Annotated in this window: 29 protein-coding genes; 11 read left to right on the top strand and 18 right to left on the bottom strand. The window is 58.0% G+C overall.

The genetic code is table 11. From position 1 onward, the window contains the following. Positions 1-33: 33 nt before the first annotated feature. The 4 genes from AC2FFF_RS03945 to AC2FFF_RS03930 all read left to right on the top strand — a co-directional run bounded on the left by AC2FFF_RS03945 (position 34) and on the right by AC2FFF_RS03930 (position 3,422). Positions 34-495: a peroxiredoxin gene (locus tag AC2FFF_RS03945; RefSeq protein ID WP_281971935.1), complete on the top strand. Its 462-nt coding sequence runs from the start codon at positions 34-36 to the stop codon at positions 493-495. Positions 496-523: 28 nt separating this feature from the next. After that, positions 524-1,396, top strand: a complete 873-nt coding sequence (locus AC2FFF_RS03940) for a ferritin-like domain-containing protein (RefSeq protein WP_281971934.1) — start codon at positions 524-526, stop codon at positions 1,394-1,396. Between the two features lie 210 nt (positions 1,397-1,606). Then, positions 1,607-2,932 (top strand): M23 family metallopeptidase, encoded by a 1,326-nt coding sequence (locus tag AC2FFF_RS03935; protein WP_281971933.1) that lies wholly within the window; start codon positions 1,607-1,609, stop codon positions 2,930-2,932. Next, the gene (locus tag AC2FFF_RS03930; RefSeq protein ID WP_271947570.1) at positions 2,922-3,422 is read left to right on the top strand and encodes a bactofilin family protein; all 501 of its coding nucleotides are present in this window, start codon (positions 2,922-2,924) and stop codon (positions 3,420-3,422) included. Before AC2FFF_RS03935 ends, AC2FFF_RS03930 begins: the two co-directional genes overlap by 11 nt. Positions 3,423-3,499: 77 nt before the next feature. On the opposite strand, the gene AC2FFF_RS03925 is transcribed toward AC2FFF_RS03930, so the two are convergent. Beyond that, on the bottom strand, positions 3,500-4,273 hold the full coding sequence (locus AC2FFF_RS03925; protein WP_496707832.1) for a hypothetical protein: 774 nt from the start codon (positions 4,271-4,273) through the stop codon (positions 3,500-3,502). Positions 4,274-4,450: 177 nt separating this feature from the next. On the opposite strand from AC2FFF_RS03925, the gene aqpZ reads away from it, so the two are divergent. Beyond that, complete coding sequence (gene aqpZ / locus AC2FFF_RS03920; RefSeq protein ID WP_281971931.1) at positions 4,451-5,137, top strand: aquaporin Z; 687 nt, start codon at positions 4,451-4,453, stop codon at positions 5,135-5,137. Between the two features lie 59 nt (positions 5,138-5,196). Here the strand turns inward: aqpZ and AC2FFF_RS03915 are convergent, their stop codons facing one another. Both AC2FFF_RS03915 and AC2FFF_RS03910 read right to left on the bottom strand, forming a co-directional pair. Next, positions 5,197-5,745: a peptidylprolyl isomerase gene (locus AC2FFF_RS03915; RefSeq protein WP_142633219.1), complete on the bottom strand. Its 549-nt coding sequence runs from the start codon at positions 5,743-5,745 to the stop codon at positions 5,197-5,199. Beyond that, positions 5,738-6,244, bottom strand: coding sequence for a peptidylprolyl isomerase (locus tag AC2FFF_RS03910; protein WP_142633217.1), 507 nt, complete (start codon positions 6,242-6,244; stop codon positions 5,738-5,740). Before AC2FFF_RS03910 ends, AC2FFF_RS03915 begins: the two co-directional genes overlap by 8 nt. Positions 6,245-6,377: 133 nt before the next feature. Between AC2FFF_RS03910 and AC2FFF_RS03905 the strand changes: the two genes are divergently transcribed. From AC2FFF_RS03905 to AC2FFF_RS03885, 5 genes are all read left to right on the top strand, one after another. Beyond that, entirely contained in the window at positions 6,378-7,568 is a 1,191-nt protein-coding gene (locus tag AC2FFF_RS03905) for a phosphoglycerate kinase (protein WP_142633215.1), read from the top strand. Between the two features lie 126 nt (positions 7,569-7,694). Next, positions 7,695-7,994, top strand: coding sequence for an FtsB family cell division protein (locus tag AC2FFF_RS03900; protein ID WP_185956602.1), 300 nt, complete (start codon positions 7,695-7,697; stop codon positions 7,992-7,994). Positions 7,995-8,169: 175 nt separating this feature from the next. Next, entirely contained in the window at positions 8,170-9,159 is a 990-nt protein-coding gene (gene pdhA, locus AC2FFF_RS03895) for a pyruvate dehydrogenase (acetyl-transferring) E1 component subunit alpha (protein ID WP_142633213.1), read from the top strand. Positions 9,160-9,174: 15 nt separating this feature from the next. Next, positions 9,175-10,545 (top strand): pyruvate dehydrogenase complex E1 component subunit beta, encoded by a 1,371-nt coding sequence (locus AC2FFF_RS03890; protein ID WP_142633211.1) that lies wholly within the window; start codon positions 9,175-9,177, stop codon positions 10,543-10,545. 15 nt (positions 10,546-10,560) lie between these two features. Then, positions 10,561-11,865 carry a pyruvate dehydrogenase complex dihydrolipoamide acetyltransferase gene (locus AC2FFF_RS03885; protein WP_281971930.1) on the top strand — a complete coding sequence of 435 codons (1,305 nt, stop codon included), beginning with the start codon at positions 10,561-10,563 and terminating at the stop codon, positions 11,863-11,865. 60 nt (positions 11,866-11,925) lie between these two features. On the opposite strand, the gene cysE is transcribed toward AC2FFF_RS03885, so the two are convergent. Next, positions 11,926-12,735: a serine O-acetyltransferase gene (gene cysE / locus AC2FFF_RS03880; RefSeq protein WP_142633207.1), complete on the bottom strand. Its 810-nt coding sequence runs from the start codon at positions 12,733-12,735 to the stop codon at positions 11,926-11,928. An 84-nt stretch (positions 12,736-12,819) separates the two neighbouring features. Here cysE and AC2FFF_RS03875 point away from each other — a divergent pair, with 84 nt between their 5' ends. Next, the gene (locus AC2FFF_RS03875; RefSeq protein WP_282021823.1) at positions 12,820-13,158 is read left to right on the top strand and encodes a TraR/DksA family transcriptional regulator; all 339 of its coding nucleotides are present in this window, start codon (positions 12,820-12,822) and stop codon (positions 13,156-13,158) included. On the opposite strand, the gene AC2FFF_RS03870 is transcribed toward AC2FFF_RS03875, so the two are convergent. The 14 genes from AC2FFF_RS03870 to AC2FFF_RS03805 all read right to left on the bottom strand — a co-directional run bounded on the left by AC2FFF_RS03870 (position 13,139) and on the right by AC2FFF_RS03805 (position 24,281). Continuing rightward, positions 13,139-13,435, bottom strand: coding sequence for a DUF7742 family protein (locus tag AC2FFF_RS03870; protein WP_142633204.1), 297 nt, complete (start codon positions 13,433-13,435; stop codon positions 13,139-13,141). The two genes, AC2FFF_RS03875 and AC2FFF_RS03870, sit on opposite strands and share 20 nt — an antisense overlap. 5 nt (positions 13,436-13,440) lie before the next feature. Beyond that, complete coding sequence (locus AC2FFF_RS03865) at positions 13,441-17,403, bottom strand: baseplate multidomain protein megatron (RefSeq protein ID WP_281971928.1); 3,963 nt, start codon at positions 17,401-17,403, stop codon at positions 13,441-13,443. Next, positions 17,404-17,850, bottom strand: coding sequence for a C40 family peptidase (locus AC2FFF_RS03860; protein WP_271947589.1), 447 nt, complete (start codon positions 17,848-17,850; stop codon positions 17,404-17,406). It lies immediately after the preceding gene. Further along, positions 17,847-18,734 carry a phage/gene transfer agent baseplate hub protein gene (locus AC2FFF_RS03855; protein WP_281971927.1) on the bottom strand — a complete coding sequence of 296 codons (888 nt, stop codon included), beginning with the start codon at positions 18,732-18,734 and terminating at the stop codon, positions 17,847-17,849. The genes AC2FFF_RS03860 and AC2FFF_RS03855 overlap by 4 nt, the downstream gene beginning before the upstream one ends. Further along, positions 18,734-19,366, bottom strand: a complete 633-nt coding sequence (locus tag AC2FFF_RS03850; protein ID WP_281971926.1) for a DUF2460 domain-containing protein — start codon at positions 19,364-19,366, stop codon at positions 18,734-18,736. Before AC2FFF_RS03850 ends, AC2FFF_RS03855 begins: the two co-directional genes overlap by 1 nt. A 15-nt stretch (positions 19,367-19,381) precedes the next feature. Beyond that, complete coding sequence (locus AC2FFF_RS03845) at positions 19,382-20,044, bottom strand: RcGTA-type gene transfer agent tail tape measure protein (protein ID WP_271947594.1); 663 nt, start codon at positions 20,042-20,044, stop codon at positions 19,382-19,384. Next, positions 20,031-20,240, bottom strand: coding sequence for a rcc01693 family protein (locus tag AC2FFF_RS03840; protein ID WP_271947596.1), 210 nt, complete (start codon positions 20,238-20,240; stop codon positions 20,031-20,033). The genes AC2FFF_RS03845 and AC2FFF_RS03840 overlap by 14 nt, the downstream gene beginning before the upstream one ends. Further along, a complete protein-coding gene (locus tag AC2FFF_RS03835; protein WP_142633190.1) occupies positions 20,237-20,557 on the bottom strand; it encodes a gene transfer agent family protein in 321 nt (106 codons plus the stop codon). The genes AC2FFF_RS03840 and AC2FFF_RS03835 overlap by 4 nt, the downstream gene beginning before the upstream one ends. Positions 20,558-20,559: 2 nt before the next feature. Continuing rightward, on the bottom strand, positions 20,560-20,973 hold the full coding sequence (locus AC2FFF_RS03830; protein ID WP_142633188.1) for a phage major tail protein, TP901-1 family: 414 nt from the start codon (positions 20,971-20,973) through the stop codon (positions 20,560-20,562). Between the two features lie 20 nt (positions 20,974-20,993). After that, positions 20,994-21,407 carry a DUF3168 domain-containing protein gene (locus AC2FFF_RS03825; protein WP_281971925.1) on the bottom strand — a complete coding sequence of 138 codons (414 nt, stop codon included), beginning with the start codon at positions 21,405-21,407 and terminating at the stop codon, positions 20,994-20,996. Beyond that, complete coding sequence (locus AC2FFF_RS03820; protein WP_271947601.1) at positions 21,404-21,742, bottom strand: phage head closure protein; 339 nt, start codon at positions 21,740-21,742, stop codon at positions 21,404-21,406. Before AC2FFF_RS03820 ends, AC2FFF_RS03825 begins: the two co-directional genes overlap by 4 nt. Further along, positions 21,739-22,338, bottom strand: coding sequence for a head-tail connector protein (locus AC2FFF_RS03815; protein WP_496688428.1), 600 nt, complete (start codon positions 22,336-22,338; stop codon positions 21,739-21,741). The genes AC2FFF_RS03820 and AC2FFF_RS03815 overlap by 4 nt, the downstream gene beginning before the upstream one ends. Before the next feature lie 171 nt (positions 22,339-22,509). Continuing rightward, entirely contained in the window at positions 22,510-23,688 is a 1,179-nt protein-coding gene (locus AC2FFF_RS03810; protein ID WP_271947605.1) for a phage major capsid protein, read from the bottom strand. A 35-nt stretch (positions 23,689-23,723) separates the two neighbouring features. Beyond that, positions 23,724-24,281 (bottom strand): HK97 family phage prohead protease, encoded by a 558-nt coding sequence (locus tag AC2FFF_RS03805; RefSeq protein ID WP_271947607.1) that lies wholly within the window; start codon positions 24,279-24,281, stop codon positions 23,724-23,726. Positions 24,282-24,293: the final 12 nt, after the last annotated feature.

Below are 24,293 nucleotides of genomic sequence, written 5' to 3'. Positions count from 1 at the left end.
GGCAGCACTTAAAAACCTTTAGCGGAGTTTCCAATGCCCGACGTTACAGACATCGCCCCCGGTTTCACTTTGCCCCGCGACGGCGGTGGTGAGGTTACGCTGTCAGACCTGAAAGGCAGCGCCGTCGTTTTGTTTTTCTATCCCCGTGATGATACGCCGGGCTGCACCAAGGAATCCATCGGTTTCTCGGAACAACTTCAAGCCTTTGCTGATGCCGGCGCCCAGGTTTTCGGCATCTCGCGCGACACGGTGGCTAAGCATGACAAATTCGTCGCCAAACACGGTCTTACGACGCCACTTTTGTCCGACGAAGGCTCGACCGTTTGCGAGGATTACGGTGTGTGGGTCGAGAAGAACATGTACGGGCGCAAGTCGATGGGGATCGAGCGTTCGACCTTTCTGATTGACGCCGACGGTAAGATCGCTCGCATCTGGCGAAAGGTCAAAGTGCCCGGCCATGTGGAAGAGGTACTGGAAGCCGTGCGCGCGCTGTAACCCCTTCACCGCGGTCGTCATCCGGATTATGACCCGCACAAATCTTGAAAGCGGAGTTATCCCGGTGTCGAAAACACTGACCCAAATGGCGACCGAAGTTCTGACCACAGCAGACGGGCGCGAAAAGACCGCCCTGTCCAAGCGCCATGCCGCAGCTTGGTTTGCGGCGCGATCAGGGGACGCTCCTGCGATTGAAGTGGGCACCGCAACACCGCCGTTGAATCCCGCCCGACCGGACAAACCAGATTTGCTGTCCCCCCGGGATGTGCCGAAGCGCCGCCCCGGCTCCGAGGCTGGGCGCATTGCCCTGCTACACGCGGTCGCCCATATCGAACTGAACGCGGTTGATCTGCATTGGGATATCATCGCCCGATTTGGCCATGTCCCTATGCCTATCGGTTTCTACGACGACTGGGTCAAATGCGCCGAAGAGGAATCGCGCCACTTCGAAATGGTCTGCGATTGCCTGGAACAGATGGGCAGTCATTACGGCGCCCTGCCCGCCCATGCGGGTATGTGGCGCGCGGCCGAAGATACAGCAGAAGATTTGATGGGCCGTTTGGCCGTAGTGCCAATGGTGCTTGAGGCGCGGGGTCTGGATGTGACCCCCGGCATGATTGACATCTTCCGCAAGGCAAAGACTGAACAGGCCATTGCCGCGCTCGAGGTGATCTACGCCGAAGAAGTCGGGCATGTTGCTTACGGGTCCAAGTGGTTCCATTTCCTTTGCGGACGCGAGAACGCTGACCCAAAGGGTATCTTTCACGATCTGGTCCGGCGCTATTTTCATGGCGTTCTTAAACCGCCCTTCAACGAAGAAAAGCGGGCCGAAGCCGGATTACCGCCGGATTTCTATTGGCCGCTGACCGAAGGCCTGCCGCCGCCCGGCTCTGCCTGCTAGGTCGGCATGCACGGTCATAGCGGTCTTTGAAACATCCTCCAGTTGATGTAATCGGCAATTTCTCGCCGAGAATTGGCGGGATTAACCCTGTTTGTCGTGTGAACTAGTTAACAAACTTGCCCAAATCGGACGTCCCCTCTATTCAGTTGCCCCAAGGGACGGAGACCACTCACAACCGATCCCGAATTTGGGGATCGAGAGGTAAGGCGCGTGCGAACACGTCTGGCAATCAAACTACATTCGCTGCTTGAGCAGCACTTCCCGGAACGCCGGGTCTTTCTGAAATCTGACAATGACACACGGTTCATCCGGCTTAGCTCAGAGACACAAATCTTTGCAGTTGCTGGTGTTGCCCTGTTTGTTGGCTGGACTGCGGTCACTACGGCAATCCTGTTGATGGACAGCATCGGATCAGGCAACTTCCGGGAACAGGCCAAGCGCGATCAGGCGACATATCAGGAGCGGCTGAATATCCTGTCAGCAGAGCGTGACGTGCGCGCTCATGAGGCTCTGATGGCTCAGGACCGGTTCAACGCCGCGCTTGAGCAGATCTCTGCGATGCAATCCGAGCTGCTGGCGTCCGAAAACAGCCGCCGTGAGTTGGAAACGGGGATCGAGGTAATCCAGTCCACCCTGCGCACCACCATGAAACAACGGGAATCTGCCCGTCAGGAGCTTGCGGCGCTGCAACAATCAGATTCTGATGATGGGCTCACGTTGGCAAACACTGCCAGCCCCGAACAGATGGAATTTATGACCGTTGCTCTGACCCGCACCGCGCAAGAGCGTGATCAGATCGCAGCCGACGCCCGGAACGCACTGGATCAGCGGGACGATCTCGAGCTTGAGATCCGGCTGATGCAGGAACGCAGCGACGAAATTTTCCGTCAGCTAGAAGAAGCAATGATCATCTCGGTCGAACCGCTCGACAAGATGTTCCGACAGGCAGGTATGCCAACTGACCGTATCATTGAAGAAGTACGGCGTGGCTATAGCGGCATGGGTGGCCCCCTCACCCCAATTTCCTTCAGCACGCGCGGTGAGGACCTGACCCCCGACGAGATCCGCGCGAACACTCTGTTGCAACAGATGGACCAGCTGAACCTCTATCGTATCGCAGCAGAAAAGGCCCCGTTTGCCAGCCCGGTGAAAGCGGCTGTCCGCTTTACCAGTGGCTTCGGCACGCGCCGTGACCCAAAAACGGGCGGTCGCCGCATGCATAACGGTTCCGATTTCGCCGGTGCACATGGAACTGATATCTTTGCGACCGCCGACGGCGTAGTCACCCATGCGGGCTGGCAATCGGGTTTCGGGCGTCTGGTCAAAATCCGGCACGCCTTCGGAATTGAGACACTTTACGCTCATAACACCAAGTTACGGGTTAAGGTTGGCCAAAGGGTCTCGCGCGGGGATCATATTGCTGATATGGGTAACACCGGACGGTCGACCGGAACGCACCTGCACTATGAGGTCCGCGTAAACGGAAAACCAGTTAACCCAATGACTTACATCAAGGCTGCAAGAAATGTTTTCTAAGAGCAAAATCAACGAGCCCGGAACCAATGCCCCAGAGGCCGCCAAGCCTGCCGCTCCGGCCACTCCGGCAACCCCTGCACCGACGGAAACCAAGGCCAGCACCGCGCCCAAACCCAAGCCACCCGCATCGGTCCTGTCTTCGGATCTGCACATCACCGGCAACCTGAAAACCTCGGGTGACATTCAGGTCGAAGGTACGGTGGAAGGTGACATTCGTGCGCATCTGCTGACCATCGGTGAAACGGCGACCATCAAGGGCGAAGTCACTGCAGATGACGTTGTCATCAACGGCCGTATCGTTGGCCGCGTGCGTGGCCTGAAAGTGCGCCTGACCTCGACCGCACGGGTCGAAGGCGACATCATTCACAAGACAATCGCCATCGAAAGCGGCGCGCATTTCGAAGGCTCCGTTCAGCGTCAGGACGATCCTCTGAACCCTGGCCGCAGCGGAAAACCGGGCGCTAACCCGGCTGCTGACGTCAAACAGTAATCCTGACAGACTGACAGGAAACAAACGCCGCGGGACAGCCTGCGGCGTTTTCTTTTGCAATTCTGACCGAAAGACTTTCACTGATCAGGTTGGTTCCAGGTCGCATTGGCCTCGATCACTTCTGCGACCATCAGCGCCTTTTCGGACAATTCTGGTGGCGTGCCATCATCAAAGGCAAGCTGCTGCATTCTTCGATACATGACTTCAGACGTGTAAAAATCAAATGCAGCCGTGCCGTCCGGGCTTTCCCAGAAGGCCGTGATCCAAACCGAGGGCGCATACCCGTAACACCAGTCCTGCCAGAACCGTTCTGCCAAAGTCGCCGTTTTAGCTGCGGCTACTTGCGCCAAAAGGCCATCCATTGGCCAACCCCCGAGGCGAAACATGCAAAGCGTATCGTCCAGACATTCTTCTGAGCCCCCTTCGATCGCCTTCAGAAGAAAACGTTTCTGGAAATCGTCCAGGACACGCCACTCCTCCGACGACCAGTTCCGGGCCTGTCCCGTCGGATACCGGCTCAGGCTGACTTCGATCCCGACAGAGCTTACCTCTTCGCCACAGGCCAAGACCTCTAGCACACGCGGCAAAAGATAGGCCCAGGTATTCTTGGCAATCCCTCCCGGATAACTCGCTGCAAAATACCAGTCCTGAAGATAGTGCAACGGCAGTTCCTGAATGGGCGGGTGAAAGAAATCAGCCTCGATATCCGGTTCCATGCAGCACCCTTCGCAGACCTCGATATTGCTTGGCTTTGGACGTTTAAAAACGCGATAAGCATCCTGAATGAGCGGGAAGAACGGATCATCCGGCAATAACTTGGCCTTAACCGGCTTATTCGTCTTTGACGTCATCGTAGGCTGAACCCATATTTCCATGCCACACCCATAGGTCTATCTGCCCACTTTTGACGTGGCAAGCGCGCTCAAATACCCCTTCATTCTCCGCCGAATTTCTATGTGTGATGAGTAGCTTCGATATTTCTGTGTTTTGGATTACACTACAGCCCGTTGGTTTTCGGAGGACTTTTCATGTCAACAAAACTCATGGCTGAATTTTTCGGTACATTCTGGTTGGTGCTTGGCGGTTGCGGCAGCGCTGTTTTAGCGGCTGGCGTCGCGGATGTCGGTATCGGCTGGTTGGGCGTATCTTTCGCCTTTGGCCTAACAGTGCTGACTATGGCATTTGCCGTTGGCCACATTTCAGGCGGGCATTTCAATCCGGCAGTCAGTCTGGGTTTAATGATCGGCGGACGGTTCCCGGCTAAGGATCTGCTGCCCTATTGGATTGCTCAGGTTATCGGAGCCATTGCAGCAGCGGCTGTTCTGTATCTGATCGTCAGCGGCGCACCAGATTTCGCCGGGGTCGGAGGCTTTGCGTCCAATGGCTATGGCGAGGCATCACCCATGGGCTATTCGATGATGTCCGCCTTGGTGATCGAGATCGGGCTGACGGCATTTTTCATCCTGATCATTCTGGGCGCGACCTCAAGCGGTGCTCCGGCAGGGTTCGGGCCGATTGCCATCGGTCTGGCGCTGACGCTGATCCACCTGATCTCGATCCCGGTGACCAACACATCTGTCAACCCAGCACGGTCAACCGGTGTTGCCCTGTTTGCCGATGGGCCGGCGCTGGCTCAGCTATGGTTGTTCTGGGTTGCCCCGCTGATTGGTGGCGCGATTGGTGCGCTGATCTGGAAGGCCATGTCTGACGACTGACCCAAGCGCACGCTTACAAAAAGACCCCGGCACCTGATCAGGCACCGGGGTCCTTTTATCTATTCGGTCACGGTGACCTTTTTCATCGCATCCGGCTGGCCGATTACGGCTCCGTTCGGGCCTTCGCCCCGCTTGATCGCATCAACAACGTCCATACCGTCAGTGACCTGACCGACAACAGTATACTGACCGTTCAGGAACGGCCCAGGTTCAAACATTATGAAGAATTGCGAGTTGGCACTGTCGGGATCCTGGGCCCGCGCCATGCCAATAACACCACGATCAAAGTTATAGTCCGAGAACTCAGCTGGCAGATCCGGCCGATCCGAACCACCAGTACCGGCACGACGCATATCGCCACCGACCCGACCGTGTTCAACGTCACCGGTCTGAGCCATGAAGCCGTCGATCACGCGGTGAAACACCACGCCATCATACTGACCAGCAGCGGCAAGGGCGCTAATTTGTTCAACATGCTTGGGGGCAATATCGTCAAACAGATCAACGGTTACGGTGCCATTGGCCCCTTCACCCTCAATCTCGATCTCTAGGCCCGTGGCCAGTGCAGGACCGGCCAACAGGACAAATGCGGCGGCCAGCTTATACATCGGCAGCCACCTTGACGCTGATCATACGATCCGGGCTTGCGGGTGGCTCGCCCCGAACGATGGCGTCCACATGCTCCATCCCGTCGATGACACGGCCATAGACCGTGTATTGGCCGTTCAGGAAATGGTTGTCGCTAAAGTTGATGAAAAACTGCGAATTGGCCGAGTCCGGATTCTGCGACCGAGCCGCGCCCAACGTACCGCGATCATGCGGCAGTTTCGAAAACTCTGCCGGAACATTCGGCAGCGATGACCCGCCTGTGCCTGCACTGCGCAGATTGAATCCGTCTTCCATATCGCCGTGCTGCACGTCACCGGTTTGCGCCATGAAACCGTCGATCACACGGTGAAATGCCACGTTGTCATATTCACCGCTGCGCGCCAGTTCCTTCATCCGAGCGCTATGCTGCGGGGCCAAATCTGGCAGCAGCTCGATGACGACATTGCCGCCCTTCAGCTCGATGATGATTGTGTTTTCGGGATCCTTGATCTCGGCCATGTGGCCCTCCTGTCGTTTATCTTGCGCAAATACCTATGCGCCACACACGCGAAAGCCAAGTGACGCATTGACCTGAGGGCAAAATGCAGGAAAAGAACCGCCTAGATCGGTTGCCAAACACGAGGATCGCGCGATGGGCTGGAAAACACTGGACGATATGGACCTGAACGGTAAACGCGTGCTGGTGCGCGTGGATATCAATGTGCCCGTGGTGGATGGGGTCGTGACCGACGCTACCCGGATTCAGCGCATCGTTCCCACAGTACGCGATATTCTCGCCTCAGGCGGCAAGCCTATCCTTTTGGCCCATTTCGGACGCCCGGGCGGAGAGCGGCGCGAAAGCCTGTCGCTGAAACAACTTATTCCCACACTGGAAAGCGCCTTTGGCGCGCAGGTTCTGTTCGCAGCCGATTGCGTCGGAATCGAGGCCGAGCTTGTCGCAGACACTCTGCAAGCCGGACAAGTATTGCTGTTGGAAAACACCCGTTTTCATGCTGCTGAAACCAAGAATGATCCTGATCTGGCTGCTGGCATGGCCAAACTGGGCGAGGTCTATTGCAACGACGCCTTTTCCGCTGCGCACCGCGCCCACAGCTCAACCGAAGCTATCGCTCGCCTGCTGCCTGCCTGCGCTGGTCGGCTGATGCAGGCCGAGCTGCAAGCACTTGAAAGCGCCCTTGGCGCGCCCGAGCGTCCGGTGACAGCGGTGGTCGGTGGGGCAAAAGTGTCAACCAAGCTAGAGCTGCTGGGCAACCTGATCGACAAGGTGGATCACCTGATCATCGGCGGTGGCATGGCCAACACCTTTCTGGTGGCACAAGGTATCAGTGTCGGCAAATCGCTGGCCGAAACCGCGATGAAAGACACTGCCGCAGAGATTCTTGCCAAGGCGGAAAACTCTGGTTGTCAGATCGTTCTGCCGTGTGACGTGGTCGTTGCAAAAGCCTTCCAGGCCAATGCGCCGCATCAAGTTTTGCCCGCAGACCAATGCCCCGAAGACGGCATGATCCTGGATGCAGGCCCCGAGAGTGTCGCCGCTATCACTGAAGTCATCAGCCAAAGCCGAACCCTGATCTGGAACGGCCCTTTGGGCGCCTTTGAACTGGAACCGTTCGATGCTGCAACGAATGCGGCCGCACTGAAGGCTGCCGCGCTCAGCCGTTCGGGCCAGTTGGTCTCGGTCGCGGGCGGTGGTGATACCGTAGCCGCTCTGAACGCGTCCGGCGCGGCGCGGGATTTCACCTATATCTCGACAGCAGGCGGCGCATTCCTGGAATGGATGGAAGGAAAAACCCTGCCCGGCGTCGCCGCGCTGGAACAATAAATTCAGCTGCACGGGTAATTTTGCGAATCGGGGGATTCACAAGCCGAATCACCTGTGACATAGTGCAGTCAGATGCCAAGCATAATGGCACGACATTGAGGCAGACTTCATACGGCGGTAAACAGAGTGTCCCGTTCCCATCGGCCCGGTTTGGGCTCAGTTGCTTTTTTCTCGGTGGCTTTCATGCTGGGTGTGTATTTCACCTTTGCTGCCGTCCAAGGTGACTATGGCCTGTTTCGACGGGTCGAGATTGCAGCGGAACGGGATGCTCTGTCGCGCGACCTTGCAGCGTTGAGCACCGAAATCGCCGAAATGGAAAATCTGACCCGCAGGCTTTCAGACACCTATCTTGACCTCGATTTACTGGATCAGCAGGCGCGCTCGATCCTTGGTATGATCCGCTCGGATGAGATTGTCATCCGCTGAGCGGGACCAAAATTCTTCGTCGGAAATCCCTGCTGTGGTAACGTATACGTCCCTACCTGAACGGTTTTCCGCGTGTCAAACCACAGCGCAATATTTCCACTCGCCAGAAAGCCTCAAATGTTCTATTAGATAGTTTAACGCTAAACTATCTTGCCGAGAGGGGGAGATCGCCACAATGGCTGCGCGAAAAACCACAAAGAAACCAAACGTTTCTGCGGAAGAACTCAAGACCTATTACCGTGAAATGTTGCTGATCCGCCGATTCGAAGAAAAGGCTGGCCAGCTATACGGCATGGGTCTGATCGGTGGTTTCTGCCACCTGTATATCGGTCAAGAGGCAGTTGTTGTGGGACTGGAAGCAGCCGCCGAAGAAGGTGACAAGCGGATCACCTCTTATCGCGATCATGGGCATATGCTGGCCTGCGGCATGGATCCGGGCGGCGTAATGGCAGAACTGACCGGGCGCGAGGGCGGATTGTCCAAGGGCAAAGGCGGTTCGATGCATATGTTCTCGAAAGAGAAGCATTTCTATGGCGGTCACGGCATCGTCGGGGCGCAGGTTCCTCTGGGTGCCGGTCTGGCCTTTGCCGACAAGTATCAGGAAAACGGCCGCGTCACCTTCACCTATTTCGGGGACGGCGCCGCAAACCAGGGGCAGGTCTATGAGACCTTCAATATGGCCGCGATCTGGGAGCTGCCGGTGATCTTTGTGATCGAGAACAACCAATACGCCATGGGGACGTCCCAGGCACGTTCGACCTCGACCAAAGACATCTACCATCGAGGCGAGGCGTTCGGCATCCCCGGCGAGATCGTCAACGGCATGGATGTGCTAGCGGTCAAAGAGGCCAGCGAAAAGGCCGTCGCCCATTGCCGCGCAGGCAAAGGTCCGTACATTCTGGAAATCAAAACCTATCGCTATCGCGGACACTCGATGTCCGACCCGGCCAAGTACCGCACCCGCGAAGAGGTTCAGAAGGTGCGCGAACAAAGCGACCCGATCGAACATGTCCGCGAGCTGCTGCTTTCCGGCAAACACGCGACCGAGGATGACCTGAAGGCGATCGACAAAGAGATCAAGGAGATCGTCAATCAAGCCGCTGAATTCTCGAAAGAAAGCCCCGAGCCGTCGCTGGACGAGCTTTGGACAGATATCTACGCCTGAGAGGACGATTAAGACATGGCAACCGAAATTCTCATGCCCGCCCTTTCCCCCACGATGGAAGAGGGCACCCTGGCCAAATGGCTGGTCAAGGAAGGCGACACCGTATCAAGCGGCGATATCATGGCCGAAATCGAAACAGATAAGGCCACGATGGAGTTTGAAGCCGTTGATGAAGGGATCATGGGCAAGATCCTGATCGCTGAAGGCACCGAAGGGGTCAAAGTAAATACCCCTATCGCCATCCTCGTCGAAGAAGGCGAAGACGCCTCCGCCCTGCCTGCGGCTGCACCCACAGCCGCAGCGACGACCGAAGCCGCCCCTGCTGCGGTTGAGGCCCCTGCTCCTGTCTCTGCCCCAGCCGCACCTAAGGTAGATCTGTCCCCAGATTGGCCAGCTGATGCCGAGATGAAATCTGAAACCGTGCGTGAAGCCCTGCGCGACGCCATGGCCGAAGAAATGCGCAATGACGGTGACGTCTACCTGATGGGTGAAGAAGTCGCCGAATATCAGGGCGCTTATAAAATCTCGCAAGGTTTGCTGGATGAGTTTGGCGCCAAGCGCGTAATCGACACCCCGATCACCGAACATGGTTTTGCCGGGATCGCAGTTGGTTCGGCCTTTGGCGGGTTGAAACCGATTGTCGAGTTCATGACCTTCAACTTCGCCATGCAGGCGATTGACCAGATCATCAACTCGGCCGCGAAGACGCTCTATATGTCCGGCGGTCAGATGGGCTGTCCCATCGTGTTCCGGGGTCCGAACGGTGCCGCCGCCCGCGTGGCAGCCCAGCACAGTCAGGACTATGCGGCCTGGTATATGCAGATCCCCGGCCTCAAGGTCGTCATGCCCTATTCAGCGGCCGACGCCAAAGGCTTGCTGAAATCCGCGATCCGTGACCCGAACCCGGTGATCTTCCTGGAAAACGAAATCCTCTATGGCCGCTCATTCGAAGTACCGCAGGTGGATGACCTGAGCATTCCGTTGGGCAAGGCCCGCATCTGGCGCGAGGGCACAGACGTGACCATCGTCAGCTTTGGCATCGGCATGCAGTTCGCACTGGAAGCCGCCGACAAACTGGCCGAGGACGGTATCAGTGCCGAAGTGATCGACCTGCGCACCATCCGCCCGATGGACACAGGCGCAATCATCAATTCGGTGATGAAAACCAACCGTCTTGTGACCGTCGAAGAAGGCTGGCCGCAAGGCTCGGTCGGCAGCTACATTTCATCGGTGGTGATGCAGGAAGCGTTTGATTACCTCGACGCGCCTGTCATCAACTGCACCGGCAAGGATGTTCCGATGCCCTACGCAGCGAACCTCGAAAAACTGGCGCTGGTGACCACCGACGAGGTGATCGCAGCCGTCAAACAAGTGACCTACCGGTAAGGGAGCAACAGACAGATGCCCACCGAAATTCTGATGCCCGCCCTGTCGCCGACCATGGAGGAAGGCACGCTTGCCAAATGGCTGGTCAAAGAGGGCGACACAGTCTCCTCCGGAGATCTGCTCGCCGAAATCGAAACCGACAAGGCCACAATGGAGTTCGAGGCCGTTGACGAAGGCACAATCGGCAAAATCCTGATCCCTGAAGGAACCGAAGGGGTCAAGGTCAACACCGCCATCGCGGTTTTGCTGGAAGAAGGCGAAAGCGCTGATGATATCAGTGCAACGCCTGCAGCGGCTCCGGCGGCGGCGCCAGCCGCCATGGGCAACGAGGCCTCCGCTCCAGCGGCGTCCGAAGCGCCCGTCCCCGCCCCGGCAGCGCCGGTCAAGGCAGATGGCGGTCGTATCTTCGCCTCGCCCCTGGCTCGTCGCATCGCTGCGCAAAAAGGTCTCGACCTAGCGCAAATCAGTGGATCCGGCCCACATGGGCGTATCGTCAAGGCGGATGTCGAAAGCGCAACCGCAGCCCCTGCTGTGGCGGCTGCCCCTGTACAGGCCGCATTAGCACCAGCCTCCACAGCCGCGCCAACCGGCCCCTCGACGGATATGGTCATGCGGATGTACGAATCCCGCGATTACGAAGAGGTTAAGCTGGACGGGATGCGCAAAACCATCGCCGCGCGCTTGACCGAGGCCAAACAAACAATCCCGCATTTCTATCTACGCCGGGATATCAAGCTGGATGCACTGCTGAAATTCCGCGGTCAGTTGAATAAGCAACTTGAGGCCCGCGGCCTCAAACTCAGCGTCAATGACTTCATCATCAAGGCCCTGGCCAATGCGCTGCAACAGGTGCCCGAATGCAACGCCGTCTGGGCGGGAGATCGGGTTCTGCAGCTGAAACCCTCGGACGTGGCCGTTGCCGTCGCGATCGAAGGTGGCCTGTTCACGCCGGTCCTGCAAGACGCCGACACCAAGTCGCTGTCAGCGCTTTCAACCGAGATGAAGGACCTGGCTGCCCGTGCCCGCGAACGCAAGCTGGCCCCGCATGAGTATCAGGGCGGCACATTTGCGGTCTCGAACTTGGGCATGTTCGGCATCGACAATTTCGACGCTATCGTGAACCCACCGCATGCGGGCATTCTGGCCGTCGGCACTGGCGCAAAGAAACCAGTTGTTGGTGACGATGGCGAACTGACGGTTGCAACAGTCATGTCGGTTACGATGTCGGTCGATCACCGGGTCATCGACGGTGCCCTCGGTGCGCAGCTGCTGCAGGCGATCGTCGACAATCTGGAAAACCCGATGGTCATGCTAGCCTGATATCTGGCTAAAAAAGGCCGCCCTCTACTGGGCGGCCTTTTTCTTTAAGAACCTTCAGATCTAGTGATCTTTGCCCAGCATATGATCCATCGAGATCGAGGGCTGGTCACATCCAGCTTCACCGACGATCTTGGCCGGAATACCGGCAACAGTTTTGCATGGTGGCACCTCTTGCAGCACCACCGAACCGGCGGCAATCCGGCTACAATGGCCCACTTTGATATTGCCCAAGACTTTGGCGCCGGCGCCGATCAAAACGCCATCACCAATCTTGGGGTGACGTTGCTCCTCTTCTTTTCCAGTCCCGCCCAGCGTGACCGAATGCAACATCGAAACATTGTCGCCAACGATGGCCGTTTCACCGATCACGATGGAATGAGCATGGTCGATCATGATCCCCTTGCCGATTTTGGCAGCCGGGTGAATGTCGATACCGAAGATTTCAGAGGACCGCATCTGGAAGAAATAGGCCAGATCATATCGCCCCTTGAGCCATAGCCAATGGGCGACGCGGTAGGCCTGCATCGCTTGATAACCCTTGAAATACAGAATCGGTTGCAGAAGACGGTGGCAGGCCGGGTCCCTCTCGTAGACCGCCATCAGGTCTGCGCGGGCGGCCTCAATCAAATGGGGATCGTCAGCATAAGCTTCGTCCACGATCTCGCGCAGAACCATCATCGACATTTCGTTCGAACATAGTTTTGCGGAAACGCGATAGGACAATGCTCTGGTCAGGCTGCGATGATGCAGAATACAGGCGTGCACCAATCCACCCATCAGTGGTTCATTCTCGACCGCGGCCTGAGCCTCGGTCGTGATGCGATCCCAAACGGGATCTACAGGTGTGACATGACTGCGCTTTTCCAACATGGCTTTTGATCCTTTGCTGCGCCTAGAATGCCATTTAGTGGCTAAAACGCCAAACGCAAACCCGTGATCGGCAAAGCAACGAAAATGAATGAGGCTGACCTGAAGCAAATCAACGAGAAAATCCGTGCCAGGATGGACGAATTGGAGCGCCAAGCGCAGGCCGGGAAAGATGCGCAATCTGTTGTTGAACTGGATCAACAATCTATCGGTCGTCTGAGCCGGATGGATGCGCTACAGAACCAGGCCATGGCCAAGGCGCACCAAGTCAATCGGGACCTGGAATTCCGACGCCTTTTGGCCGCGCTGAAGCGGATTGAAAGTCAAGAATACGGATTCTGCGAAGATTGCGGCGAGCCGATTCCAAATGGCCGACTTGAATTGGACCTCGCCGCAACCAGATGTGTCAGCTGTGCTTCTGGTTAATGCGGAACCGGATCAAATGACGCAGCACCGTCTCAAAACACCGGCAATACTGCAGATCATCGAATGAGGGTTCGGCGGCAAGGCGCCGGTTTCGCGCCGCAGCCATTAACGAACCGTTGCCGAACAACGGGTGTAGCCGCCCTGTTTTACTTACATGGCCATCAGCCGTTTCAGCTTCGGCAATCATACGTCGGCATAAACGGTCACGCTGATCGGGCGGCGCGTTCAACAAAACACGCGCCGCCGCGCTGACATCTCCGTGCAATACGGGCCGCACCGCGCCTATCCGACCTGCAGCCTGACAGGCAATCCGGGTCCGTAAGCCGCAGATATCTGCGAAACCGACACCTCATAAGACCCTGTAACAGTATCCGTGGCCTTCATGGATGACGTATAGTGCCAATCCGGCTGGGCAACGACCTCTTCGCGGATCAGGCTACCATTCTGCCGGACCTGAACAAGGTAGGCTTCGGTTTCTTCATTCAACGGCACATCCAGCCCGGACCAGTCATCGCCATCCAGACGTGTCCGCCGCACCCATGAGAACACGTCCCTCGAGCTGGATTGCTGCACGCGAAGATGAGAGGGGGCATAGGGCCGCAAACCATTGCCTTCAAAGGCCTCGACCAGATGCTCGTAAGAGGGATCTTCATACCCTCTGGTTGCAGGGCCAATGCGATAATGTTTGGTCAGGCCACGTTCCGACCGCAACAACCCTGTCTGGAAGACACGTTCGTCCAACAACACGAACATTGACCCTTCGGGCCAGAGATCGGGCATAATCGCATCTGTCCCCAGCTGACCGCGCAACCGCCCGGACACGGAGTAGGCACCTGTCGATTGCAAAGCCGCATCCGCGAATTGGAACACCTCCCAGTTGTCCGGCGTTCCGTCGCCAATCGCCGCAAGATTTGCCCCGCTTAACAAGGCAGACCGTGGACGAGATTCCAACAGGCCATCTACCAGATTGACCTGCAAGGCATCGCCCTCGTCCCAAAGTCCGGCACTGGCCCTTCGCATCGGGCTTTCGGTGAAACCTATGACGGTCTGCCCTGTAATCACCTGTTGCAGCACATAATCTTCGTCTCCGGGTGCGGCGTACACCGCAACGCTTCCTGGCCAGGGATCTGCTGCAACCGCAAGATATGGCGCATGCGGCACTTCGGAACCGGTGATCAGAGGCAGGTCCAAGAATACCGGCAGCACCGGCACCGGAGCGACAAATGGCTTCGTCGTAACTTCATCAGCGGGGGTATCTGGCGGTGTGTAAACGCCGGGCTCGATCCTGACAGCCTCGGCCAGTTGCATTTCGGCCTGTTCAAGCCTGTCAATGCGATAGCGCGCGTCCTGCCCACCACTGACCAGCCGCACAACATCCCCTGCCCCGACATTCAAAAGCGAAGGCGGTAATGCAAACCTAGCCGTTTCACGCGAGACACGCGCCTCACTCAGCCAGCGTTCCACCGTTTGACGCCCCTCGGCCCGCGTCATGGACAACGGCATCTCATTTACCGATACCGAATGGGTTTCATCATCAGGCAACACAGCCTCTTCCGAGGCTATTTCATGGTCAGCATCAGACTGAACAAAGCGCAGCCTGACACGGCCAGACATTTCCGCCTCAGCCTCGCGACGATATTCCACGTGTCCGTCAATGTCCGAAGTGATGGCCAACTGCTCTTCATTCAGGGTCAGGGCACGTGCGCCATCCCGCATCTGAAAGATCAGCTTTCCTTCGCGTTCAAGCGCATCGAAACCATACCGCAGCATGAGCGGTTGCAATGCCGAACGGGCATCCGAAACCTGTTCAACCGCATAGCCCTGAACGGTACCGTAAAGACCCGAGACATCAATCTCGGTAACGCCGGCTGCATGGCAAAGTTCGGTCACAACAGAGGCCAGCGTTCGTGAGCCGGAACGCCCATTAAGCCAATGGCCGCGGGCATAGTTTGCCCCATCGCTCCATTGGCTGCGCAGGTTTGGAAAGGTCGGATAGGGCCGCGCATCCCACGCCCAGACATAGGCATTGGACACGTCCACCATCGGGCCACCATAGCTGGATGAAACTGGATTGATATCTGCGTCCGACCAATAGCCAAGGACCGCCCTGAGGTATTGCGCCTGCAGAAAGTCGTCCCGAAACCCGTTTGAATATTTCGGCAACCCGGATTCTGAAGATTTAGGATCCAGAAACTTGTTGGGCTGATTGGTGCCTTTGTCTACTGCCGCACAACCGAGCTCAGTGAACCAGATTGGCTTGGACTCTGGCAACCAAAGAGTCGGGTTATCGCTGCGCACACCATTGATTCGCTCGTGATGCGGTTGTGACCACCAGTTGCGAACGTCCTTATAACGCCAGATCCACGGCTCGTTATGGGTGCCGTCTTCGATCGGTGTGCGGATTTGTGCCGCCTCTTCTTCGGGCGAGGCATAATACCAGTCATAGCCTTCGCCACCTTCGATGTTCCCACGCAGATAGGAAAGATCGTAGATGGATTTTGCGCCGGCATCCGCATCCACGTGATCTTCACCGTCCCGCCAGTCGGACAGAGGCATGTAGTTGTCGATACCGACGAAATCTATGTTGTCATCCGCCCAAAGCGGATCGAGGTGGAAGTAGCGATCCCCACTGCCATCATTTGGCTGGTAGCCGAAATACTCGCTCCAGTCCGCCGCATAACCGATCTTTGTGTCTGGCCCCAGAATACTACGCACTTGCCCTGCCAAAACGCGCAGCTGCTCAACGGCCGGAAATCCGTTTAGGCCACGAATCTGGGTAAGACCACGCATTTCCGAACTGATACAGAAGGAGTCCACCCCACCTGCCGCCTTACACAAGGCAGCGTAGTGAAGAATAAATCGGCACAACCCCCATTCCTGCGGGCCAGAGTAGGAAACCGTGCCGTTTCCGATAACAAAATCATCCGCTCGCGCCTGACCAAAGAAATCGGACACCTGAACATCGGCCTCAGCCATCTGGTCCGGAGACCCGTCCCGCCCAGGCGCAACGCTCAGGGTGATGCGACCGCGCCAGGGAAGGTGGGGCTGATCGCTGGCGTCTGACCACGGATCGGGCAATCCGTTTCCACCGATCTGATCCATCAGGATAAACGGGTAGAACATGACCCGCTTCCCCTCTTGCTTAAGGTGTTGGATCGCTTGAATGACCGACGCGTCCGCTGGTGTCGCGCCATAGACGGGCTCGTTATTTTCCTGACGAACGATCTGGGCGGTTGCCCTTGTCAGCCCCGCGACACCCCAGGGCATATTTTTGCCTTCGATACCATTTTGCAGAACCTTTGGTTGTATCTTGCATTGACCGCATCGCAGATCACTTCCGAACCAGGACACAACCAAAGAGGCGGCTTCACAGCCCGGAAGTTCACTTTTCAAGGCTTGTGTGGACGTCACGAGATCAGGCAAACCAGAGGTTGAATTCACATTGGCCGCCCAACTGCGGCCGCGGCCTTTTGTGTAATTCACCTGCTGGGACGCCAGTGCATATTCACCGGTCCCAGGCATTAGCGCCACGCCTCGTACAATACGTGACAAGGAATTTTCGGTATCAGGCAAACCAGGCTGCTCTTGCCGCACGACCTCGAACGAGAACTGCGGGACGCGGTTTCCAAAAGCGCCCAGCTTCAAATCTTCGATCACAATATAGGCGGTGCCACGATAGGCCGGGACATTTCCAGTACCTTCGATTGCTTCGATCAACGGATCGGGCAGCTGATCGTCGGTGCCAGGATAGACGCGCATATTCAAACTGCTGCGCTCAATCTCTTCGCCATCCGCCCAGACACGCGGCACGTCAGATATTTGCCCCGCGCCCAACGCGACCGCTAATGAAACTGAATAGCTGTAGCTGTTGGTGGTCGTTGTAACCTCGGGCTGCTTGGGGGATCCCTTGCCACCCCCAACCGATTGCGTGGTAGAACTGGTGCTGCGGGCTTCCAGAAAATCCGAAGCCCAGATAACCTGCCCCCCGACACGCATCCGACCAAAGATGTTGGCGACAGCGGCGCCCTCGCCCGTCTGAGTAAGGCGAAAACGGTCCAATCGGCCCGTTTCTACAACTTCGCTGCCGCTGCCCATGACCGACTGGCTCATCAAACGCTGGTCGATGACACGCCCAAGAGTGGCACCAATGGCACGGCCGATAACTGCCGTGGACAGGCCCGCAACCGTCCCGCCAATGGCCCCGCCAACTGCGGCACCCGCCGCAGACAGTAATATCGTCGCCATCTAGATATCCTCCGTGGGGAACTCAAAACAAGAAACAACCCGCCGTCGCCACGGGTCGCTCAGGGCGCTTTCAACAACGCCATGTCCGGAATAAGCGTGAATGAACCGAGGGATGTCTCGACAGGTGCTGACAATCCCCAAATGCTTGGCAACGCCACTTTCCCGCATACGAAACAGCAACACGTCTCCGACAGAAAACCATGCCGGGTCTTTCTCGATAAGATGGCGGCGTGCTGCGGCCCACATACGCTCTTCGCCCTGTGGTTCAGACCAATCCATGCTATAGATCGGGACGGCCTCAGGTTCGTGCCCAAGCACCGCCCGCCATACGCCGCGCAGCAGGCCCAGACAGTCTGTTCCGACCCCTTTGACAGAAGCTTGATGAACATAGGGGGTACCAAGCCAGCTTCGGGCCTCATCAACAATGCTTTGCTTTATCGGGATCATCGTCTGCTGCCTCCGCGGTTCGCCCCGTTGTTCTTGGGAACGGCCATCACCCAATCTTCGGAAGGCAGGTCAGGAAAACCTTGGAAATTATTGATATTATTGAACTTCACACGACAGGTCGCCATGCGCTTGTCACAACCCGCGGTCAGCCTTACCTTGTCGCCCTCGGCCAATCCTCCGCTGATTGCAGACCACAGAACGACCGATCGACCTGTGTCGGTCTTTTGGTCCTTCTTGACCGCCCCCCACAGCCCAGCCGCACGGCCTGTCAGCACATCAAGCCGCCCACGTTCAAACCATGCCTCAAGGTGAGTTTCCGCCCCTCGCAGCTGCAAAATACTGCCCCCCGTCAAACCGACGATTTCGGCTTCGTCAGAATATCCCGGGGCATCGGTGTTGAACCCGCACGCCTTGTCGCCCAGCACGGCTGTGCAGGGCTTTTGGTAAATCCGGCCCAAAGGTCGGTTCAACTTATCTGTCAGGCCCCGCAGTTCGGCATGAAAAGCCCCACCTGCCCGTCGCAATTCACCAATTGATCCGCGGAACTGCAACATTCGCTGCGATGGATCGGCCCAGTTCACAAGCCATGCCCGCACCTCGGCCCCGTCGAAGCGACCGGATTCGATATCCTCTTCGGTTACTGCGACATCCGATAACGCACCCATTGCTTCCGAGTTATCAATGGACAGCCCCGTTGCCTGCTCGATCGCGGCCGCCGTCAGACCCGAACTTGCATTGAAGTCCAGGCCTTCAAAGCTCAGCTTCAGGTCATGGTCGGTAAAGCCAAGCTGAACACCGTCTGTGCGCGTAATCGCCCAACACCGACAGGTCGTTGTCAGACCGCTCTGCAGATGGGCCTGCAGGGCCTGTTTGTCACCAGCCATCAGACACGCACCTCGACCACTGGCACGTTCGGAACGTCCCCTGCCTGAAAACTCGCGACACTTGTCTGGATCTTGTCGGTGTCAAACCTCACTGGCACATCGAATTCAAAGCCGGCGGTGATATCAACCCGTTCAGGCGGAGGCGAATAGAACGTGACCAACCCCGAGTTCAGATCCACCTCGAAGTCGACACCTTCACGCATCTCATCCTGCTCGACGCCCACGCGGACGGTTCCCAATACGGGTTTGACGACCGGCCTTACATAAGTGAATCCACCCGAGGAATAGGTTTTTACCAGCTGGAATTCTGTCGCTACACCATCACCTTGCGCAATGATCTGGTCGCCTTGGGCAACTTCGCCCGTAGCCGCACCAGATTTGAAATCGGACCAGTCTTTCCAGCGAAATCCAAACATCTGCCCCTGCCTCGCCTCGAAGAAGGAGATCAACGTTTCGATGTCATCCAGGGACCGCATCCCCAAACCGGCATCATAGCGCCGCCGCGAATGCGCCCAAGGGGTATTGCGCTCTTCGAACCCGTTTGCCAGCGTCACAATATCCGTGCGCCTCTCGGGCCCACCGACCGAACCAAAACTCAGGCTGGCCGGAAATCTCACTTCGTGGAAATTCATGGTCTGCTCCCTGATCTACCTATTGCGATTGCCACGGCCCAGCGCGCGGCTCATCTGGGCCGCGATCTGGCTTTGGCTTCGACGAAAACCCTGCACGTCCGGGGTGGTGATGTTCATCACCACGTTCACCGCAGAGCCGCCGCCAGACATGCGCACACCTAATTTCCCATCGGTACCGCGGGCCAGCGGCATGATGGCCTCGGGGCCAGCCTCGCCCATCAGCCCGGTGCCCCCACGCATTGGAAACGTGGTTGGACCGCTGATCACTCCACCGTTGGCAAAGGGCATCACCCGTCCTTGGCTGAAGCTGCCGCCGTCAGCAAAAGGAAGAATGCCCTTCACAAAACCTCCGATCCCATTGGCTAGAAGGCCGCCGAAATGATCCGTGACCGGTTTGATCGCAGCAGAATAAGCGGTGCGGATCATCGAGTTCTTCAACACGTCCAGCGCATCGGACAGGTTCATTCCGTCCATCACGACTCCATCGAACGCCCGTCGCAGGCCACCGGACATGCCACGCTCCAGCGTCGCCACATCCTTGCCCGTTTCCTCAAAGGCTGCTTTGATGCGCTTCATCTGCCCATCAAATGCCGCGGCCATCGACGCCGCATCACCCAACGAGTCGCCAAGCGCCTCGCCCCGCTCCTGCAGGTCTTCCAACCCGTTACGATCCGTCATCACGCTCTCCTTTTGTCTTGTCCGGATAGGCCGCCAGCAACGCGTCCAGACCCATTCTGTTCATCGAAGGCATGCCCGCGCCATGCCCCAGCATCAGCCGCAACTCGGCCGGGGTAAGGCTCCAGAATTGATCCGGTGTCAGGCGTAGGCTGAGGTATCCGACCCGCATCAATGCGGGCCAGTCGAACCCGCTCATGCCTGCCCCGGCACCATGAAGGCCCTTGCCAACAACTCGGCCGCAGCACACGCGCCGTGCATTGGCCCGCCCTCAATCTCGGCACTCAGCAGATCGGCGCGGGTGACATTGGCCCCGCCCCCCCGCAGCCCGGCGACGATAAGCGCCAGAACATCACCGCTGGAATAGGCGCCGCCTTCGAACCGTTGCACCAGTTCAACCAGTGTCCCTGTGCCCAACTCCCGTTCCAGTTCCGCCAAAGCGCCCAACGTCAGCTTCAGAACCCGTTGCTCTCCATCGATGGTCAGTGCCACCTCTCCCGTCCACGGATTGGCCATCGTTACAGCGCCGTAAAGGTCAGAGCACCGGCGCTTGCCATGCTCATTTCATAGGTCGCTTCACCATTGTGAGAGCCCGCATATTCGATGCCGGTCACCTGGAACGCACCTTCAACAATCCCGAAATCCGGGATGATGATCTGAAAACCAGGTGTCTCACCGTCAAAGAACAGCTGTCGCGCGCGCTCATCCGTTCCCGCGTCCTTGAATACGCCCGAGCCCGAGATCGAGGCCGACTTGACCCCCGCGCCCGACAATAGCTCGCGCCAGCCACCCTGGCTTTCCAGGCTGGTGACATCGACACTTTCCGCATTGAAACTGACCCGCGTGGCACGCAGCCCCGCAATGGTCTCGAACAGGCCTGAGCCGTTCATATCCACTTTGACCAACAGGTCTTTTCCGTTCTGGGCAGCCATTTACTCTCTCCGTTGATTACTTAATCGTCTTCCACGCGGGCGCGGAATCTCAGGTCGATCTGGCGGATCGCGCCGCCCGTTCCGGTCCGACGGGCCGAGGCACGTTCGAACCACAGCCCGACCAATCGGCCTCGATCCAGGCTCAGCCCTGCACTGTCCAAGGCGTCACAAATCGCCCCCGCCAGCGTTTTTGCTGCACCGAACCCGGCAGCTTCGGACACGACGGACACCGTGAAACGATGGATGGCACCGGTCCCCGATCGGTCCGAGGCATCGCGCACCTCTTCCGGGCCCAGCGTCACATAGGTTCGCGGAACTGAACCCGCTGGAACGGCGTCATAGATCGCTCCACCTGAAAGAGTGCTGATCTGTGTGTCTTCCGACAATTTCTGGTAGATTGCCGCCTGCAACGCGGCTGAAACGCCATAGCTCATACCGCCACCTCCTCATCCGCAAAGCAGATCAGGTACTGGCCGCGCGGGTCTCGCTCGGCGACGGCGCGGATAACGAAACGGCGTGTGCCTTCCGCAAACCGCTGATCCGGCGAGGGGCGCATGCTCGATCCTTCTGGCTTGCCACGAACCACAATCCGGTAGCCGACACGCGAAACCGGCAACCCTGCAACATTTCTCTCTGACCCGCTGCGCGCAGTGACTTCGGCCCAAACCGAGCCCAAGGCGACCCATGTTTCCAGATACCCACCGGCGCCATCAGCGGTGCGCACAGAGGATTCAAGCAACAGTTTTCTATTCAGCCGGGGTGCCTTCATTGGGCCACCCCTGCACCAAAACGAACCACACGATAGCGTTGGATCAGGCTGGTCACGCCAAAGGGCATACAGCCGGCACCCAACGTGGTCTCATCCCGGTATTCATAGTAATGCGCGGCCAACAACAGAACCGCCTGCCCAAGATCTGCCGGCAAGTTTGACCATTCCCCGGCAATACCGGCGATAAACGCGATCTTCACGGATCCGCCGGTCGAAATAGCGGGCAAGACAGCCCCGGCAGGGCGTATCCGCGGGCGCTGGCTATCGCGATCCAATCTGTATCTGTCAGACGAAACGGCGGTTTCAGTACCCGCTGCATCCGTCAAACTGACCGTATTGATGGTCGAGACCGGCGCCACAGGCAGCACTTCGCCCGCAGGGTCACGCCAACTGTTAAGGCTCCAGGAAAACTCACGCGTGATAAGTACCTTCCCGGTACGCGCCTCAATCGCAGCAATCGCCGCCCTTAAGAAGCCCTTGAGCACTTCATCCTGCACGCTGGCACCAGTAAAGCCTGTTCCCAGCCTCAAATGCGCCTTGAACTGATCCACCGGCAGCGCCGCATCCGCGATGGCGGTTTCTTCGATCAACATCATCCATTCACTCCGCAATCTCGGACCCCTCCGGGGCCGTAACTTCAGGAATTGACGGGCACGCGCCGCCCCACGTTGCTCGGACGGAGGGGAGCAGCTAGACAACGCAGGGGTCTCACCCCGACCCGCGCCCGCCGCCCCGAGGGGCGAAGGCCCCCCGGGATTCAGCCCGCTTTAGGCGGTGCCGAATTTCACGAGTTTGATCGCAGCAAAGTCGCTGACATCACCGCCGACGCGCTTGGTCGCATAGAACAGAACATGCGGTTTGGCGCTGAAGGGATCGCGCAATACGCGCAGGTCCGGGCGCTCGGCGATGGTATAGCCCGCCTGGAAGTCACCGAAGGCAATCGAGAAACTGTCGGTTCCCGCATCCGGCATATCTTCGGCGATCAGCACCGGATAGCCCATCAGACGTGCCGGCTCACCCGCCGCCAGACCGTCCGACCACAAGAAGCGGCCATCGCTGTCTTTCAGCTTGCGGATCAGACCAGCAGTTTTCGAGTTCATCACGAAGGTTCCGTTGACCCGGTACTGCGCACCCAGCGCATAAACCACGTCCACAATGGCATCCGCCTCGACACCGCCATCGATGCCGGTGGGGACATAACCAATGTTACCCCAATCCCAAACATCGTTGTCGACCTTGGCGTGGTTCAGAATACCCTTGGGTTTGTCCGCACCGTCGCCGTTGATAAAGGCCGAGGCCTCGGCGCGTGCAAACTTGTCCGCGATACGGCCGGCCAGCCAACCCTCGACATCGAACGCGCTGTCATCCAGCAGTCGCTGCGAGGCTTTGGGCAGTGCGCTCAACTCGTGCAGCGGGATCGAGATTCGGTCAATCGACGGGGTGCTGGTTTCGCTCGCCGCAGCATTTTCATCTGCCCAGCCCGCACCGACATCCGTGTGGTCGATCAAAACATCGAACGAGTTCGCCTCGACATTTACGATCGAAGCAATCGAGCGGATAGAGGCCGTAGATTTCAGCACCGATTTGATGATCTCGGCGGTTTGCGGGTCAATCAGGTACCCACCGTCACTGTTCACAGCGCTCGAGAGGGATTTCACCTCCATCTCAAGACCACGCAGGCCGTCATCCTCACCCGAACGCACATAGGCATCAAAGGCCTTCTGATGCGGTGCGCCTTCCTCGATTGAGGCTGCAAGATGCGGGCGTGCCGCGATGGTTGATTTACGATCCAGCATGGTCAGTCGCTCTTCTGTCTGTTGCAATTTTGTCTTAACTTCAGCCTTGAGGCCCTTGAATTCGTTCACGAAGCCAGTCATCGCCTGCTTCACCTCCTGAACCAGGGGCACACCCTCTCCGGTCAAGGCCGGGGTTTCGGTCTTGCTCATCAGCACTTCCTTTTTGGGGGTGAGGTTTCGGCGCGCTAGGTTCGCGCCAGTTCCTGCCGGGCGTGATCAAACACCTCGGCAATACTGCGCCAGGTGTTCTCGGCCTCGGGGTCCACCCCCTTTGCCGCCACCCGCGCACTGGGCAGCATCGGGAACGTCACCAGCGACACCTCCCACAGCTCCAGTTCGGTCAGGACCCGCTGGCCCTTGTCATTCTTCACGGCGCGCTTGGTACGATAGCCAATCGACAGGCCATCCATTGCGCCCGCCCGGATCAACTCGGCCGCCTCGCGGCCTTTTTGCGTGCTTTTCAGCAGACGGCCCTTGACCCACAGGCCCCGGTCGTCCTCGCGCACCTCGTCCCAAACCCCGATGGGTTGCGCCGGATCGTGCTGCCACAGCATCTTGACCCTTTGGCCCGCTGTAGCCAGCCCCTCAAGGGAACCGCGATACGCACCTTTCTGCACCACGTCACTGCCCTGATCCACCTGTCCAAACAGGCTGGCATAACCTTCGATCACCGCGTCCTGGGTCACCGAAAGGCCCTCTCCGAACCGTGCGAACTTATGCTCCAAATCCATAATCTTCTCCATGTAACCTGCTGA

The organism is Ruegeria sp. YTSA226 (genome assembly GCF_059609905.1).
The sequence above is the reverse complement of the archived record's forward strand: the minus strand, read 5'-3'. Positions and strand labels throughout refer to the sequence as shown.